Here is a 16,211-nt window from a genome sequence, read left to right on the forward strand (position 1 = left end):
GTTCTTTTATTCCAACTCTTATTTATTTGTATATCTTTTACTATAAGAAGTGAATTCATCGACCGCAGCGTAATCGACTTCATAGCCAATACCTGCTGCTTTTGGAACGGTTATGACCCCATCATTCACTGTAACCTCTGGTTGGATGATGTCTTGATGCCAATAATTCGCTGATGCTGCCGTATCACCAGGCATCGTGAAGTTATCAAGTGTTGTCAATGCGATATTATGGGCACGCCCCACACCAGATTCCAACATGCCTCCGCACCAAACCGGTACATTCCTTTCTTTACATAATTCATGTATTTTCATTGCTTCCGTTAAACCGCCAACCCTGCCAATCTTAATATTAATGATTTTACAGCTTCCCAACTCAAGGGCTTTTCTTGCATCTTCGACGGAATGTACACTTTCATCCAAGCAAATCGGTGTTTTGATTTCCGCTTGTAATGTAGCATGATCGACAATATCATCCGATGACAATGGCTGCTCGATCATCATTAAATCAAATTGATCAAGTTGTTTCAGTAATTCGATGTCTTTCAGACGGTAAGCGGAGTTTGCATCTGCCATGATCGGGATATCGGGATATCTATTTCGCACTTCCCTGATTACATCTACATCCCAACCTGGTTGAATTTTCATTTTGATTCTTTTATACCCATCCTTCAACCCAGCTTCTATCTTCGCCAGTAATTCAGGCACCGTTTTTTGGATGCCGATACTGATCCCAACATCGATCTTTTCCAGTTCCCCGCCTAAAGCCATACTTAATGGTATATTCTTTTCTTTTGCGTATAAATCCCAGATGGCTCCCTCGATTGCCGATTTTGCCATATTATTTTTACGAATATGCGAGAACATATCCGATACATCACGAGGATGCTCTATTTCTTTATCCAATACAAGCGGAATCAGGAAATCCTCCAGCATGGTCCAATTGGTTTTTATGGTTTCTTCGTTATACCAAGGTGCTGAAAATGCCACAGATTCAGCCCAGCCTGAAAGCCCCTCTCCATTTTTCACTTCCACAAGAATGAACTCCTTATCCACAAACGTTCCAAAGCTAGTTGTAAAGGGAGCTACCAAATCCATATTTAAATGACGTAAACGCACTTCCGTTATTTTCATCCCGATTCCCCTCTTATTCTTGTTTTTTTAATAAATAGTTTTGAATGTTTTCACCTTGTTCCCGTTCGATCCCGGCTGCAACATATCCTTTGGCAAAAAGAGCTTTGAATAATTCACCGGTTTTTAACCGCCAATCAATCGCAAGGCGGAGATCAGCTTTTTTGATTTTTTGAATATCCGTCGGAATGGGTATGGCGATCACCTCGGCATTGGTTTCGAAATGATAATCCTTGATGTAAGGAAAGCCTTGGTCAGTCATTCCTGTCGTTACGATGTGTATGGCTTTATTTCGAAGCGGAGTCTCTTCCTTTGCTTCCTGCCGTATATTCCATTCCACCATGAATCGATCAGTGGACAATCCTTCATTGAGGGTATCATTCATATTCCCATAACAATCTTCCATATATGTAGAGCAAATAGCTTTTAGCTTACCGATATTCAAGTTTGCATTCACACTTTCCAATGGATCATACGTCCAAGTTATCAAGTCGTAGCCTTTTTTGAGTGCTTCTTCTTTTTGCGCAAGCTTAAGTAATCTGCCGTAGCCCTTCTTTTGATGGGCCGGATGGATGGCTAACATATGTGAACAAAGATATACCCTTCCGTCCTTGAATCCCGGGAAACTGTATTGAAACCCGACTAACCGGCCATTGATGTAGCCGCCTAAAACAAGCCCGCCGTTTTTGACTGCAGTAATCGTCTGATGGATGGGAACGCAATCCATGCCCCATACAAGGACTTCCAGTCGCTGCACTTCTTGTAATTCCTCTAGTGTTGAGAGAGATTTAATGATGAATTCATCAGTCATGTAATTGTCCCTCCTCTCCATACTTCTCGAAAGTGAGTATGATGGCTTTGGCCAGGATTTCAATTCCCGATAACAAAGCTTCTTTGTTGAATGTCATGTCCGGATGATGGAGCCCTGGTGCTAAATCACAGCCCAATCCAAGCATCGTCGCTTTAAGTTCAGGTCTTTTCAACGTATAAAAATGAAAATCCTCTCCTCCTGTTGTAATGACAGGCGCTACCAAATTTTCTTCCCCGAGTGTCTCGGCTATCGCTTCAGACATTATTTCCTGGGCTTGATCGTTCACGGTTGCTGCAGCAACCGTGGTTCCCGGTTCGAGTTTCACTTCGACTCCGTGGACTATGGCCAAAGATTCTGCAACCTTTTCCACCTTTTTGGTGAGCTCTTCCATCACTGCATTATCCTGTGCCCGTAAATCCAATGAAAAAGTGGCTCTCCCCGGGATGATATTGGAACTTTCGCCGCCAGCAAAAAACTGCGTCATTTTTACGGAATAAGGGATGGATGGATTGAGATGGATACCATTTAACAAAGTGATGAATGCCGCCCCTATCTCGATGGCATTTTGACCTTGATGCGGTCTTGCTCCATGTGCATCAGTTCCCGCTATTTCACCTTTAATGAACTGGGCGGCTCCATGGACAATGGCTGGCGCCGCTTGCCCATCCTTCACTTCCTCAACCGGTCTTAAGTGCACTCCATAAAGGAAATCGACATCATCCAATACTTTTTCTTCAATCATCTTCAAGGCGCCCGTACCTTTTTCTTCAGCAGGTTGAAAAATGAATTTCAGCTTGCCTCTTGGACGAAAGTCCATTTCCTTCAATGCCAGGAATACCCCAAGTGCCAAGGTCATATGACCATCATGTCCACAGGAGTGATTGGCTTGAAACGTCCCATGCACCTCCTGCCAAAGTGCATCGATATCCGATCGTAACCCGACCGTGAAATCCCCATCCCCGATTTCCCCAACCACACCTGTACAGTCCTCGAACGTTTTCACTGTACACTGATTCTCCGTTAAAATATTTGAAATGAAAGCTGTCGTATTCACCTCATTCCAACTCGTTTCAGGATTTGCGTGTAAATGGTCAAAAATATCGAGTATACGCGGCCTTAATTTTTCGATAGATTGTGTGATATCCATTTCTGTCTCCTCCTTATATCCCGGTTTAATCGGCATGTTCACCAAACTGATGGAATTTTCATCTCAAAAGAAGTAATCGTCTTGATTGAACGCATCATATATAGCTTTTCTTTCTTTGAAACCTTGTTCATCTTTAATCGATACACCAGCTACTAAACTATTCAATAATGAAAATAACACTGGTGCCGTATCGATAGTGGAAGTCCTTGGCGTTGAAATTGGCAATAAAATGTCAGTGTATTCAGCAATTGGAGCCAGTTCGGAATCCGTAACACCAATTACAAATGCCCCCGCCTTTTTTGCCATCTCCGTTATTTTCACAGTTTCTTTAACATAGCGGTGAAATGAAATGGCTACAAAAACGGAATTTTCAGTCATTTTACTCAACAGTAAAAAAATATCATCTGTATCAGGCTTATATAAATGAACCTCTTCCCTAACAAGCCTAAGCGTAAAGGTTAACCAATGTGCTGCCGAAAATGATAACCGATGTCCGGATATCAAAATATTGTCAGCTGCCGCCAATTTATCAACTGTTTTGGAGAAACTTTCATTTGATAAATTTTTCATTGTCTTTTCGATGCTGATGATATCCTGCCCCATCACTTGAGCCATGAAGTTTGGCTGATTCGCGGCTTCAAGTTTTGAAGAATGATATTCATTCAAACTGCTGCTCTCGTATATCAACTGATTGCGAATAAGTTTTTGAAGCTCTGCATATCCACTTAACCCCAATGAATAGCAAAAGCGGATGATTGTCGTTTCGCTTACCCCTATATCTTTTCCAAGCTTTTGAGCTGAAGTGACTGCAAATGTATGTGAATGCACTAACAAATATTTTGCTACCTTTTTTTGACCAGTTGATAAACCAGGGAATACTTCTTTAACTTTTTGCTGTAAATCCATAAACATCCCCTCTAAAGCAAGATATGAATCCAAAACTTTTTATATGACAATATGAAGTTATAACTTCATCAATAATAGAGAGTATTTTATCACGGGACTTTTAATAAAACAATAATATTCTGAATTTTTAATAATAAAGGGTGGCGGCAATGTCCTCAAGCACAAAAAACAAGAGATGGACCCGGTGGTTTCAGTTTGGCGACAAATGGAGTTCGGAGTACGAATAGAGAGGATAGTTTTTTTACTGTAATCCCATTGGATTGAAGAGATTTGCGAGACTCCTGCGGGAAAAGCGCGTCCAAGGGAGACCCTACAGGCGCAAAGACGCCGAGGGCGGACCGCCCGCGGAAAGCGAGTGCCTGGAGAGGAAATCAACGTCTATCAAAGAAAGGAAGCAGATCTCTGAAATAAATCGAACTTTTCAAATAAAAAAACTGCAGGCAAACTGAGTTTTCATCGAGTTTGTCTACAGTCTGAAACCACGAAGTTGAACTCCGTAATTTTCCTTCATCTATTTTTTATGACGCTTTGCGTAGCCACACCGTTTACATAGTTCTTCAACTGCACATCTTCTTGAGAAACCATCATACATATTTTTAGCCCGTTCACCATTTAAAATGTCTTCAAGTGATGTTTCGAATATATTTCCAAGCGGTATTTTCCCTTCACTATCCAAGCAACAAGGTACGACTGTACCATCCACCAAGATACCTAGCTGATCTCTAAGAGCATAGCAGAAAATATTTTCATCGATAATGTCACGGTCCAATTCCGGCCACTCGAATTTTTCGGCCATGTTTATATAAACCCGGTCCCTCAACTTAATATTATTCTTTTGCTGAAGAGCTTCACTTAAGCGAATGTCCAATGAAAGCTTCTCCTCCAGCATGCTCAGAATATCATCGTTCAGGCCATTACTCGCTTTTAATTCAGCCGTATCCATATTCCATAAACGAATGGCACAAATCACTTCACTTTTTTCGTTTGCTTCATTTATGAAATCGGCAATATTACTGACATAAGAGTCAAGACTATTGCTTGTATCGTTTGCCTCAAAGCTATGAAGTGAAATATTCACCTGCCGAAGGGCTTTTTTGGAGAGCAGCTTGTCTTTGACCTTTTGAATCAAAGTACCGTTCGTTGTAATATTAACCTTCAAGTCATTTTCAGCACTGATATCCAGGAATGTACCCAAATTTTTATTTAAAAACGGTTCACCCATCAAATGAAAATAAATATGATCGGTGTGTGGTTTGATTTTCTTGATAACATCCGTAAACCCTTCAGGATCCATGAATTTCAGGGTTCTTTGCAAGCTGGAACTTGGGCAAAAATTACACTTCAAATTACATATATTCGTAATTTCCACATAAACTTTCTTAAACTTTCTCATTTTCTAATATCCCTACCATCAAGCTTATTGTTTCAATCTGATACTAACTATACTGGTTAGCTGCTCATAAATGCAATGAAAACTTCATGGCAGCTGACCGTATTGGCATCACTTTCCTTTAACACCCATGCCGATATCCCTCATTTTCCGGACAACCTTTTAAAAGAAATCAGAAAAAAACATCTTCTCGAGGTGAAGATGTTCGGTAAGATGCATACCTGGAATTTCCGTTTGTCCCGATCTCACTTTCCTTTTTGCTCCGTGACCTTCAAACTAAGTAATTTTTCATTTTTCAAATCATGTTGTACGGTCACGATGACATTGAACTCCTGACCTTTATCCTCGACCAAAAATCTGAAATCGTCTTCGACGAGATTTTTCGCCACAGTTTTTCTGCCCTTATATTCGTAGTCGGTAATCTCAACTTCAGGATAATCTGCCTGCACTACTGTAATAGCAATCTTTCCGTATTTTTCGTAATCGGGTTTTTGGGCCTGTGCTGAAATGGACCCTGCTTGTATGATTAAAAAAATCCCCATTAGCATAACGATGACTTTTTTCAAAATCTTTCCTCCTCAATACTTTCCGCTTAGTATTATTATGTAAAAATGTTCAGTTGTTATGCAGCTGCTTCGCTTCTTTTACAAGCATGATTCCAACTAATCGATTCCTCTTCCATTCCTCAGGAAACACAGTCAACGGCGGATTGGTTTCATCCACTAAATAACTAAGTTCAATCGTCATTCCCGGGCGGCGGAATTCAGTTATGAACCAATCAGTAAACCCGCTTCCTACCGCTTCTTTTTCCGGGAAGGTCAGTTCATACCCAGTCAATTCGGCAGTCTTTTTGGCAATCCCATAATCCCTTGCCATATTTTTCCGTTTATTTTTGTAATGCCAAAAGATTTCCCTTCCTGAAGTATGATAGGAAACAGCAATAAGCGGATCGATCTCCTTCGTGAAATCCGTAAGCGCTTTTACTTCAGCTGCTTCCAGTGGTTGTCCGCCTTTATAAAATTGATACGTTGGTTTTGTTTCATGACTCATGACTTCTTTCCATCCAGCCGGGTATTGCCTATTTAAATCAATGCCTTTAGCGTTGGCTTTCCACCGTGACCAATTCCTGCTATATCGGTTCATTTTCCATACTGCAGCCTTTTCAAGAACATTTAAGTTGGATAAATCTCCTTGCTGGATGCTCACCCCATCTGGATTCAACATCGGGATGAACCAGATGCTCACTTCATCCAATGATTCCGACGGATATTCTCCAACAGGCTTGCCCGCTCGATAGGCGGCTGCATACTCTTCAAGCATGCGCACTAAAAGTATGGAGCTTAACCATTCCCGTCCATGATGTGATCCCACCAGCAAAATCGACCTTTTTCCTTTTCCTAACTTGACTGCCTTTATTTTTTTCCCTTTTTCAGTTTGCCCGATTATTTCAACATCCAATTTATACTGCTTTTCGATTTCATGCAGATCCATTTCCATCTGTTCAGGGGAATACACTTCTGCCGCCAGCGATGGTTCAGGGAAAAAAAGAAACAACAATATTCCAATTACCATTATTTTTCTCATGTACTCACCTTTTATTTTTATTCAGGTAAAAAGCAACAACCGCGGTTCCAATACATCACCACTTATTGTAAGGAAATGTTCTGTCATATCTGAACAAAATACAAATAGCTCCTTATTAAGGGGGAGAAGAACATGAGGATTGCGGATTATGATCAGGCATTGTTTCACACACACCGTTCTGATTGGGACAGCTTGTTAGTATTGATGGTTCGAACGAAAGATCATTTTCTTTCGAAAAAAATAGAACATTTTTTGCACGCTTACAGATTTGAGCATGATTATCAAGTCGTTCAATCCCAGCTGTATGCACTGCTTCGTTATCTGGATCATGCGGCAGAAAAAACAAGTGATTATTTAAGTGAACTTCCAAGTTAAAATCAATTATAGTTTTTGCAAAACGGGAAAATTTATACAAGGGGATTGTTTATCGGGGATATAACTTTGGCTGGTGAAACCCTATAAAAACAAGGAAGGGTCAGGTATTTAATACCTGACCCTCATTTCATCATTTTTTTATTGTAGCATATGCAGTTGCATACATTTTAAGCTCTTCAATCATTCCTTCTACAAGTACCGCAGACTCTTCAAATAAACCATCCTTTTCGTAATCGAAGCAATGCGGATCCAGAACCAATTGTTTGGCAATCACATTTGCATAAAGGCTTCGACCCACTGTCCTCATGGAATTCAAGGCATTGATCCCGCCTTTTCCTCCGCCGGAGACAGCCAATAGAGCAACTGGTTTATGCGTGAATTGTTCACTGCTTAGAAAATCCAAGGCATTTTTCAAGGCTCCGCTCATGGAACCATGATATTCCGGAGTGGTCAGAATGACGCCATCAGCTTCCTCGATGCTTTTCCGAAGACCTTGAATCACTTCCAATTGATATTGCTCACCTTCACCTGAATATAAAGGGATTTCGCTATTGCTTAAATCAATAAGTTCCGCTCCATATTTCTTGGATATGTAGCGTGAGGCAATCCCCGTACGCCCTTGTTTACGTGGTGAACCATTAATGATTACTAATTTCATGAATATATACCTCCATTATTCCTATATTGCTGCTCACTCTAAATTCAATTAACCGATGTTTTCCGAGATCACTCGCCAATACAGTATACCAAAACCGAAAAGGAATTTCCTAGAATTTTGATTTTTCATGCAACTGAAAATTTGCCATCATAAAAAAACGAAAGACCGAAGAAGTCTTTCGTTTAGCTTTCATACATTTAAACCAACGCTTCGATTTTGCTCATGAAATCTTCCATGACTCCCGATAACTTGGACTCAGCTTCCGGCATTGATTTACCTTGAACGCCGAAATAGAATTTGATTTTGGGTTCAGTGCCTGAAGGACGGAGGCAAACCCATGTACCATCCTCAAGGAAATACTTCAATACATTTGATTTCGGAAGCTCGATCAATTCTTCACCATTTGAAAGTAATGTACGCTTTTTGCCGCTTTGATAATCTTCTTCAGCGACTACCGGAATGCCGGCTATTCGGGAAGGAGGATTTTGACGGAATTGATTCAATATTCCTTGAATCTGTTTTGCTCCCTCAATGCCCTTTAAAGTCAATGAACGCAATCCTTCCAAGTAAAAGCCGTATTTTTCAAACACATTCAGCAACCCTTCATATAGTGTCAATCCCTGCTTTTTATAATGGGCACAGACCTCGACAGCCAGCACTGCCGCTTGAATGGCATCCTTATCTCGTGCAAAGTCTTTAATCAGATATCCGTAGCTTTCTTCATATCCGAACAAAAAGCTATTTTCTCCGCTTTCATGATACTGATTTATTTTCTCGGCGATGAACTTAAACCCTGTTAGTACATCAACCGTCTTCAAGCCATATGACTTGGCAATCGTCCGCCCGATTTCTGATGTGACGATTGTTTTTAAGACGACACCATTTTGAGGAATCATCCCTTTCTCTTTTTTCTGGGACAGCAAGTAGTCCAGGAAAAGAGCACCTGTTTGATTTCCAGTCAGGACAACATATTGACCCATCTCGTTTTTAACGGCAATTCCAAGCCGATCTGCATCTGGGTCCGTTGCAATCAATAAGTCCGCTTCCACCTTGTTTCCAAGCTCGATGGCCATTTCAAATGCAGCTGGTTCCTCTGGATTTGGAGATTTGACCGTCGAAAAATCAGGATCCGGCAATTCCTGCTCCTTAACGATATGCAAATTTTGGTACCCTAAGCTTTGCAGTGCCCGCCTGACGGATTTATTTGCCGTTCCATGAAGCGGCGTAAAGACGATTGACACATCTATTTCCTCGGCAAGCTGCGGATTCTCGGGAACTGTTAGCAGCTCACGATTATATGCGGCATCCAATTCCTCCCCAATCATTTCGATAAGGCCCTGCCCTTTAAGGACTTCAGCTTCTTCAACCTGAATTTCAAGCTCACTTTCAATGGCATTCACGTAGCTGATCACTTGATCCGCTGCTTCCGGTGGCAATTGTGCCCCATCTGACCCATAAACCTTGTAACCATTATATTCAGGCGGATTGTGGCTCGCCGTGATGACGATTCCAGCATAGGCATTCAGCTCGCGAACCGCAAATGACAATTCTGGAGTTGGACGCAATTCATCGAATAAATAAGCCTTCACCCCAAATGTAGCCAAGGTCTTAGCTGCTTCGAGTGCAAATTCCGGGGACTTATGTCTCGAATCATAAGCGATCACAGCCCCTCTTCCTTTTGCTTCTTCCCCAAACGAAGAGATATATTGAGCCAACCCAACCGTTGCCTTCCTTACAGTATAAAGATTCATCCGGTTCGTTCCCGCTCCGATTTCCCCACGCATTCCGCCTGTTCCAAATTCTAAATTTTTATAAAAGGCATCTTCGAGTTGTGCTTCATCGTGCTGCATTTCCTCAAGGAGGACACGTAATTCCCCATTTAAATTCTGGTACCCTGCCCAAGTGGTGTATAAAGATTTCCAGTCCATCTCCAACATCTCCTCCTAAACGCCTTATTTTTTAATTATTATGTATCTGCCTTACATATACAAAATTATCACATTTATTCCAATAAATGAAGTAAAGGCTCGTAATGAAAAGAACCAAATCCAGTGTTCTTCACATCACGAGCTCGTTTTCCTCTTTATTTTTCGCCATCTTTGTAATGCAGATGGTATATATCATGGCGGCGATCTTTCAATTGTTTAACAGTACCGGACTGACGCTCCCGCCTTAAGATCTCCAAATCGACATCTCCAATCAGGACCATCTCAAGGTTCGGGCTGGTTTCCCCGACTATGCCGTCACGCGCAAATTCGAAATCCGAAGGAGAGAAGATTCCCGATTGGGCATATTGGATATCCATATTTTCCGTTTGCGGAAGATTTCCGACCGTTCCGGAAATGACGGTATAAATTTGGTTTTCCACGGCACGGGCCTGGGCACAATAACGAACTCGCAGGTAGCCTTGCCTGTCTTCCGTACAAAACGGAGTGAATATGATTTTCGCTCCCATGTCGGTAGCAATCCGGGCGAGTTCCGGGAACTCAATATCATAACAAATTTGTATCGCGATTTTTCCACAATCCGTATCAAAGACACGAACGCGGTCACCTGCGTTAATACCCCACCATTTTCTTTCATTCGGTGTGATATGAATTTTATATTGCTTTTCAATTGTCCCATCGCGACGGAATAAATAAGCGATATTATAGATATTATCATCATCTTCTTTAACGAAATGGGAACCGCCGATGATATTGACGTTATACCTTACAGCTAAAGTGGTAAACAATTCAATGTACTGCTCCGTGAAATCCGACAGTTTCCTGACAGCCAAGCTTGGTGATCTTTCATTCAAGAAAGACATCAGCTGGGTGGTGAACAATTCCGGGAACACGGCGAAATCCGCATTAGCATCGGAAGCAACGTCGGTGAAATACTCGACTTGGTTAGCGAAATCATCGAATGAATCGATTTTACGCAGCATGTATTGGACGACGCAAATCCGTACCGGTTCTGACGTTTTATAATAACGTTTTGTTTTCGGCTGATAATCAACGTTATTCCACTCCATGAGCGTAGCATACTTATTCGATTGCAGATCATCCGGCAAGTAATTCGGATTGATCCTCATAAGCGTGAACCCATTTAAAAGCTGGAACGAAAGAACCGGATCATATATTTTATGCAATTGAACTTCTTTCACATATTCCCTTGGTAACAGTTCATCCGCATGTTTATGGTAATTGGGGATCCTTCCCCCGATAATGATGCTTTTTAAATTCAAATGGGCAACAAGTTCTTTCCTTGAATCGTATAGTCTCTGACCAATTTTCATCCTGCGGAATTCAGGATGGACCATGACCTCGATTCCATATAAATTATAACCGTCCGGATTATGGTTCGTGATGTACCCATTATCGGTTACATCATCCCATGTATGGCGGTCATCATATTCGTCAAAATTAATAATGAGGCTGGAACATGAGCCAATCACTTTTCCATCATATTCAGCCACAAACTGCCCTTCCGGAAAGATTGCCAGATGGCTCTCAAGCTGATCTCGCTTCCAGGGAACCATTCCCGGAAAGCAACTCGACTGCAAAGCAATTATTTCATCAATGTCTCCTAGCCTCATATTACGTATTTCCATTATTTTTTCATATTTATGCAGGTCCAAATTAGGCATTTTCCTCAGACTCCTTTAATCTCTTCCATAAGAATTATACCCCTTATCCAAAAATTAAAACAACTGAACCTACCTAAGGATTTCAAATTAAAACATTCAGAATGTCCGTTAAAAGAATATATATTTTACAGACGCGGTCCTTACATACTATACTTTTCATGAGAGTAAAAAGAGATGGGGAAGAGGAACCATGAACAATACTAAACGCAGTGTGGAAAACTTATTATTTGCAGCCTGGGCTGTTTCCATCATTGCTATGTTTGGAAGCTTATATTTTTCTGAAATAAAGCAATATGAACCTTGTGCGCTCTGTTGGTATCAGCGGATCATCATGTATCCTTTTACGATCATATTAGGAATTGCAATCATTCGAAAAGATTATTGGATCAGCTTTTATACCATGATATTATCCGCTATCGGTGCATTCATTTCCACGTACCATTACTTGATACAAAAGGTTTCATTCTTTTCTGATCACACCCTTGCATGCGGAAAGGTTCCATGTACAGGACAATATATAAACGTATTTGGTTTCATCACCATCCCGTTCCTAGCCTTGACTGCATTCATCATTATTTTCATATGCAGTTACATCATATGGACAAGATCCAAGGAGGTTGCAGCTTAATGAAGAAAATGGCTATATTTTTAGTGATAATCGTCGCGCTATTTGTCCTGCTGGGCGTTTTTACAAACTTCAAAAAAGAAGAAAAATCAAAAGGGAATCCATACGGTAAGGATAAACTTAAACCCGCTACTGTCGATCAGCTGGATGACCCCAATTATCAAAACTTGATCCTGCCGGAAGAATTGGAGCAGGACCTCCAGGATAATGAAGATGTGACCGTTTATTTCTATAGTCCTGAGTGCACGCATTGTCAAAAAACCACGCCAATCGTGGCTCCTTTGGCAGAAAAGTTGGGAATCGACCTAGTTCAATACAATCTTTTGGAGTTTGAACAAGGATGGAGCGATTATGGCATCAAAAAGACTCCTACCATCGTTCACTATAAAAATGGCAAAGAACAAGAACGGATCGTTAGCTATAATGATGAGGAAACGTTCGAGAAATGGTTCAAGGACCACGATATTAATTAAGGATGGAAAAAATGAGCCGGCCCTAACGGAAATGCTTCTCCCGTTATAGCCGGCTCATTTTTTTTGCCTTATACTAAATATTGATTCGCCACCTGGATGTCCAACATCTGCATATCATTATTCGCTTCATGGTTTATACTTGAAAAATGGTCATAATAAAAGGGGAAGAATATTCCGTATTCATTCAATAGAGTTATGTTATGTTGGAACAATTCTTCAGATTTAGGTTCCATCACTCTCTTTTTATTGTCTAATATCGACATAAGGACTTGAAGACATGTCATTACTTGAAATGCGTCTCTTAATGTTGCCAAGTAAGTAACAGGACTTTGATTGGGCTCTAAAACGCCAATCTTGCGAAAATGAAGGATTTCACTTTCCGTAAAGTATTTTGGAAATACAGATTCGTAGAAACGAGAAACGAGACTCGCTATTTCTTGCTCTTGTTCTTCCGTTGAAGAAAAGACCGTCTTCACTAAAAAAACCACCTTTTTTCAGATCCGTTAGACCTATCTATTATATGTATATTCTAGGACAAGGGATTTCTTTCCCCATAGAATAACATAAATATTGTAAAAAATATGTGGTAATTTCCACCACTGAAAATCTTAGCAATAGGCCCAAGGTTACTTTTTTACACCTTATCCGTAATTATTATATATTTTTTTCATATAAGCACAACCAAACGAGTCGAAAGTAGGAGTTAAATTGGAAAATTTCAAAATAACTAACCAACATTTAATAATCGATGTTCTCCAAAGTTGGAATGGATTAACATTGGAAAAGCTTTTCAGGGAGCGTTGGAAGGCCCCGAAGAAATTAGTGCATGAATGGAGGATGAGTAAAGGAGTGACAGTGAACGGGAATTACATCACCTGGTCAACTCTCCTTAACGAAGGAGATACGATCAGCATCCCCTTATTGGATCACGCTGAAAATGAAACAGTTCAAGCGACAGACTTAGGAATTACCATTTTATATGAAGATGATGTGTTGTTGATAGTCAATAAGCCGGCTGGAATGGATACCCACCCTTCTCAACCGGGTGAAGCACACTCCCTTCTCAATGGAGTCGCACACCATCTTCAAATAACCGGCCAGACCTGTATGATCAAGCATATTCATAGGCTTGATAAAGATACCACCGGTGCGGTCCTTTTTGCCAAAAACCGCCTCATTGGGTCCATGCTGGATAAAATGTTGGAAGAAAGGGAAATCAAGCGGACATACCTAGCTTTAGTCGAAGGAAACATTAAAAAGGATGAAGGCGAAATCAAAGAAAAAATTGGCCGTGACCGCCACCATGCCACGAGACGAAGGGTTTCCCCTACAGGCCAGACGGCAGTCACCCATTATCGGGTGCTCAACCGCGATTCCAAGAAAAACTTGACGCTCGTCAGCTGCACCCTGGAAAGCGGCCGGACCCACCAGATCAGGGTGCATTTCAGTCATTTGAATCACCCCTTGGCCGGAGATACATTGTATGGCGGAAAAAAGACATTTCCACGTCAAGCCCTGCATGCAAGGAAAATCGAATTCATCCACCCGATTTCTGAAGAAAAAATGATCGTTGAAGCTCCTTTCATTGATAGACCTGAAATATTCGATGTCACCATTTAAACAGAAAAACACCGTTCCATTCAGGACGGTGTTCTTATTTCTTCATTATTATCCAAAATTGTTACTCATATTTTTTCAGCATACGGTTTTTCTTCATGTCGGGACGAAATCCACTCATTTTGGCAAAAAAAATAGCTGGCCACTTGGGCCAGCTTTATTTTTGTATTTATGAAGCTTTTCTCATGCCTTTTAAGATAAGGCTTAAGATGAAGACAAATACGATTGCACCAATCAATGCTGGAATTATAGCGAAATCTGCCACTGAAGGTCCCCAGTTCCCAAGAATTAATGAACCTAACCATGCACCAACGAAACCAGCGATAATGTTACCGATAATTCCAAATGGTACGTCACGTCCAACGATCATACCTGCTAACCAACCGATGATACCTCCGATAATTAATGACCATAAAAATCCCATAATATATTTCCTCCTTCAAATTAGTTATTTTTTTCATTTTCTGCAGCAGACTCCAAGAAATCAAATCACTTCCATATTGTCATGCTTTTTTTTCAGTTCTTTTAACCTTTACATTCAAATGGTATGATGCCGATTCGCATAATATCTAATGAATGTGAATGTTTTAGTTATTGGGTAGTGTTAGCTAGCTATAGCCCTTGAGTAACTGATTTGCAATTCTCGTGTTAGTGAATTTTTTCTTTTTGTTTGCTGCTGTACTCATTATTTTCCCCGTTTAATTAATCTAAAACCTAATTTTTTTTAAAAATATTTGGCAACGAAAACAGGATTATCAGACATATTAAACGGGTATACCATAGGTTTAACTTTGTCACATATGTTAGTATAAACAGCAACTGTCCCGATTATGTTCATAAAGGAAAAAGAAAAAGGATGCCCCATTATCGGGACACCCTCCTATGCAGTATTCTTTTTTTAGAACAAAAGTTCATCGGGATTGCTGCCGAACCGTTCATTTTTGTTCAAGGCATCTATTTGATTCATTTCATTTAAACTCAATGAAAAATCAAATACCTGTGCATTTTCCTTGATACGGGACGGCGTAATCGATTTAGGTATTACAACCAGATCATGTTGCAGATGCCATCTAATCAATACTTGTGCTGAACTTTTCCCGTGCTTCTTCGCTATATGATTAATTGTCGGCTCTTCCAAAAGGTTCCCCCTGCCTAGAGGGCTCCAAGATTCTACCTTTATTTCATGTTTTGCACAGTAATCACGAATTTCAACTTGAGTCAAAAGTGGATGCAATTCAATTTGATTGACGACCGGCTTCACTTCACTATTTGCAAGTAAATTTTCCAAATGATGAACATGGAAGTTACTTACACCGATTGATTTCACCTTTCCATCCTTATACAGCTTCTCCAATGCCCTCCAGGTTTCCAGATATTTATCTTTTCCCGGCCAGTGGATCAGGTATAAATCCAAGTAATCCAATCCAAGGCGATTTAAACTATCATCAAATGCCTGGAGCGTTGTTTCATATCCTTGCTCGGTATTCCACACTTTGGATGTAATGAACAATTCTTCACGTGGCACTCCGCATTCCCGAATCGCCTGACCAACACCTTCTTCATTTTCATAAATGGCCGCCGTATCAATAGCACGATAACCAACTTCTATTGCTTTCTTGACGGACTCAACCGTTTCATTGCCGTTTTTCACTTTAAATACACCGAAACCCAACTGTGGCATTTTTACTCCATTATGTAAGGTGATCGTTTCCCCAATATTTGAAATCATTCCATCATTCCCCCTTACTTTTATTTACCAATTATACATCCCTCCACCTTCTATTTCTAACCATAAGCATCGGGATTTATAGAGTCCCTTGAGTGATAACACACCCTTATATTCCATTTATATATATTAAAGGAAAC

The 16,211-nt window shown here is 40.6% G+C and carries 17 protein-coding genes; 4 read left to right on the top strand and 13 right to left on the bottom strand.

Going from position 1 to position 16,211, the window contains the following annotated elements; all coding sequences use genetic code 11:
• Positions 1 to 18 precede the first annotated feature (18 nt).
• The 7 genes from menC to ACIQ0C_RS17545 all read right to left on the bottom strand — a co-directional run bounded on the left by menC (position 19) and on the right by ACIQ0C_RS17545 (position 6,966).
• Positions 19 to 1,131 carry an o-succinylbenzoate synthase gene (menC, locus tag ACIQ0C_RS17515; RefSeq protein WP_403062247.1) on the bottom strand — a complete coding sequence of 371 codons (1,113 nt, stop codon included), beginning with the start codon at positions 1,129 to 1,131 and terminating at the stop codon, positions 19 to 21.
• A gap of 13 nt (positions 1,132 to 1,144) precedes the next feature.
• On the bottom strand, positions 1,145 to 1,939 hold the full coding sequence (locus tag ACIQ0C_RS17520) for a GNAT family N-acetyltransferase (RefSeq protein WP_402836885.1): 795 nt from the start codon (positions 1,937 to 1,939) through the stop codon (positions 1,145 to 1,147).
• A complete protein-coding gene (locus ACIQ0C_RS17525; RefSeq protein WP_402836887.1) occupies positions 1,932 to 3,086 on the bottom strand; it encodes a M20 peptidase aminoacylase family protein in 1,155 nt (384 codons plus the stop codon). Before ACIQ0C_RS17525 ends, ACIQ0C_RS17520 begins: the two co-directional genes overlap by 8 nt.
• 63 nt (positions 3,087 to 3,149) lie before the next feature.
• Positions 3,150 to 3,992: a MurR/RpiR family transcriptional regulator gene (locus tag ACIQ0C_RS17530; protein WP_402836889.1), complete on the bottom strand. Its 843-nt coding sequence runs from the start codon at positions 3,990 to 3,992 to the stop codon at positions 3,150 to 3,152.
• 511 nt (positions 3,993 to 4,503) lie between these two features.
• Positions 4,504 to 5,385 carry a radical SAM/SPASM domain-containing protein gene (locus ACIQ0C_RS17535; RefSeq protein WP_241593573.1) on the bottom strand — a complete coding sequence of 294 codons (882 nt, stop codon included), beginning with the start codon at positions 5,383 to 5,385 and terminating at the stop codon, positions 4,504 to 4,506.
• 242 nt (positions 5,386 to 5,627) lie between these two features.
• The gene (locus tag ACIQ0C_RS17540; protein ID WP_053533939.1) at positions 5,628 to 5,948 is read right to left on the bottom strand and encodes a DUF3889 domain-containing protein; all 321 of its coding nucleotides are present in this window, start codon (positions 5,946 to 5,948) and stop codon (positions 5,628 to 5,630) included.
• Between the two features lie 49 nt (positions 5,949 to 5,997).
• On the bottom strand, positions 5,998 to 6,966 hold the full coding sequence (locus ACIQ0C_RS17545; RefSeq protein ID WP_403062250.1) for a M14 family zinc carboxypeptidase: 969 nt from the start codon (positions 6,964 to 6,966) through the stop codon (positions 5,998 to 6,000).
• A gap of 132 nt (positions 6,967 to 7,098) precedes the next feature.
• On the opposite strand from ACIQ0C_RS17545, the gene ACIQ0C_RS17550 reads away from it, so the two are divergent.
• Complete coding sequence (locus ACIQ0C_RS17550; protein ID WP_403062253.1) at positions 7,099 to 7,341, top strand: YhdB family protein; 243 nt, start codon at positions 7,099 to 7,101, stop codon at positions 7,339 to 7,341.
• 130 nt (positions 7,342 to 7,471) lie between these two features.
• Here ACIQ0C_RS17550 and ACIQ0C_RS17555 read toward each other — a convergent pair whose 3' ends face one another.
• The 3 genes from ACIQ0C_RS17555 to ACIQ0C_RS17565 all read right to left on the bottom strand — a co-directional run bounded on the left by ACIQ0C_RS17555 (position 7,472) and on the right by ACIQ0C_RS17565 (position 11,630).
• Positions 7,472 to 7,999 (bottom strand): NADPH-dependent FMN reductase, encoded by a 528-nt coding sequence (locus ACIQ0C_RS17555; RefSeq protein WP_403062256.1) that lies wholly within the window; start codon positions 7,997 to 7,999, stop codon positions 7,472 to 7,474.
• Between the two features lie 197 nt (positions 8,000 to 8,196).
• Positions 8,197 to 9,927 carry a phospho-sugar mutase gene (locus ACIQ0C_RS17560; protein ID WP_403062259.1) on the bottom strand — a complete coding sequence of 577 codons (1,731 nt, stop codon included), beginning with the start codon at positions 9,925 to 9,927 and terminating at the stop codon, positions 8,197 to 8,199.
• Positions 9,928 to 10,082: 155 nt separating this feature from the next.
• A complete protein-coding gene (locus ACIQ0C_RS17565) occupies positions 10,083 to 11,630 on the bottom strand; it encodes a GNAT family N-acetyltransferase (RefSeq protein ID WP_402836897.1) in 1,548 nt (515 codons plus the stop codon).
• A 190-nt stretch (positions 11,631 to 11,820) separates the two neighbouring features.
• Here ACIQ0C_RS17565 and ACIQ0C_RS17570 point away from each other — a divergent pair, with 190 nt between their 5' ends.
• Positions 11,821 to 12,258, top strand: coding sequence for a disulfide oxidoreductase (locus tag ACIQ0C_RS17570; protein WP_402836899.1), 438 nt, complete (start codon positions 11,821 to 11,823; stop codon positions 12,256 to 12,258).
• The gene (locus tag ACIQ0C_RS17575) at positions 12,258 to 12,728 is read left to right on the top strand and encodes a thioredoxin family protein (protein ID WP_403062262.1); all 471 of its coding nucleotides are present in this window, start codon (positions 12,258 to 12,260) and stop codon (positions 12,726 to 12,728) included. Before ACIQ0C_RS17570 ends, ACIQ0C_RS17575 begins: the two co-directional genes overlap by 1 nt.
• Positions 12,729 to 12,796: 68 nt before the next feature.
• Here the strand turns inward: ACIQ0C_RS17575 and ACIQ0C_RS17580 are convergent, their stop codons facing one another.
• Positions 12,797 to 13,204 (bottom strand): DUF5365 family protein, encoded by a 408-nt coding sequence (locus ACIQ0C_RS17580; RefSeq protein WP_403062265.1) that lies wholly within the window; start codon positions 13,202 to 13,204, stop codon positions 12,797 to 12,799.
• Between the two features lie 232 nt (positions 13,205 to 13,436).
• Between ACIQ0C_RS17580 and ACIQ0C_RS17585 the strand changes: the two genes are divergently transcribed.
• Positions 13,437 to 14,348 carry an RluA family pseudouridine synthase gene (locus ACIQ0C_RS17585; protein ID WP_403062267.1) on the top strand — a complete coding sequence of 304 codons (912 nt, stop codon included), beginning with the start codon at positions 13,437 to 13,439 and terminating at the stop codon, positions 14,346 to 14,348.
• A gap of 166 nt (positions 14,349 to 14,514) precedes the next feature.
• Here the strand turns inward: ACIQ0C_RS17585 and ACIQ0C_RS17590 are convergent, their stop codons facing one another.
• A complete protein-coding gene (locus tag ACIQ0C_RS17590; RefSeq protein WP_170946860.1) occupies positions 14,515 to 14,769 on the bottom strand; it encodes a GlsB/YeaQ/YmgE family stress response membrane protein in 255 nt (84 codons plus the stop codon).
• Between the two features lie 474 nt (positions 14,770 to 15,243).
• The gene (locus ACIQ0C_RS17595; RefSeq protein WP_402836908.1) at positions 15,244 to 16,074 is read right to left on the bottom strand and encodes an aldo/keto reductase; all 831 of its coding nucleotides are present in this window, start codon (positions 16,072 to 16,074) and stop codon (positions 15,244 to 15,246) included.
• Between the last annotated feature and the right edge of the window lie 137 nt (positions 16,075 to 16,211).

This window comes from Peribacillus sp. NPDC096448 (assembly GCF_044762675.1).
GTDB lineage: Bacteria > Bacillota > Bacilli > Bacillales > DSM-1321 > Peribacillus > Peribacillus frigoritolerans_B.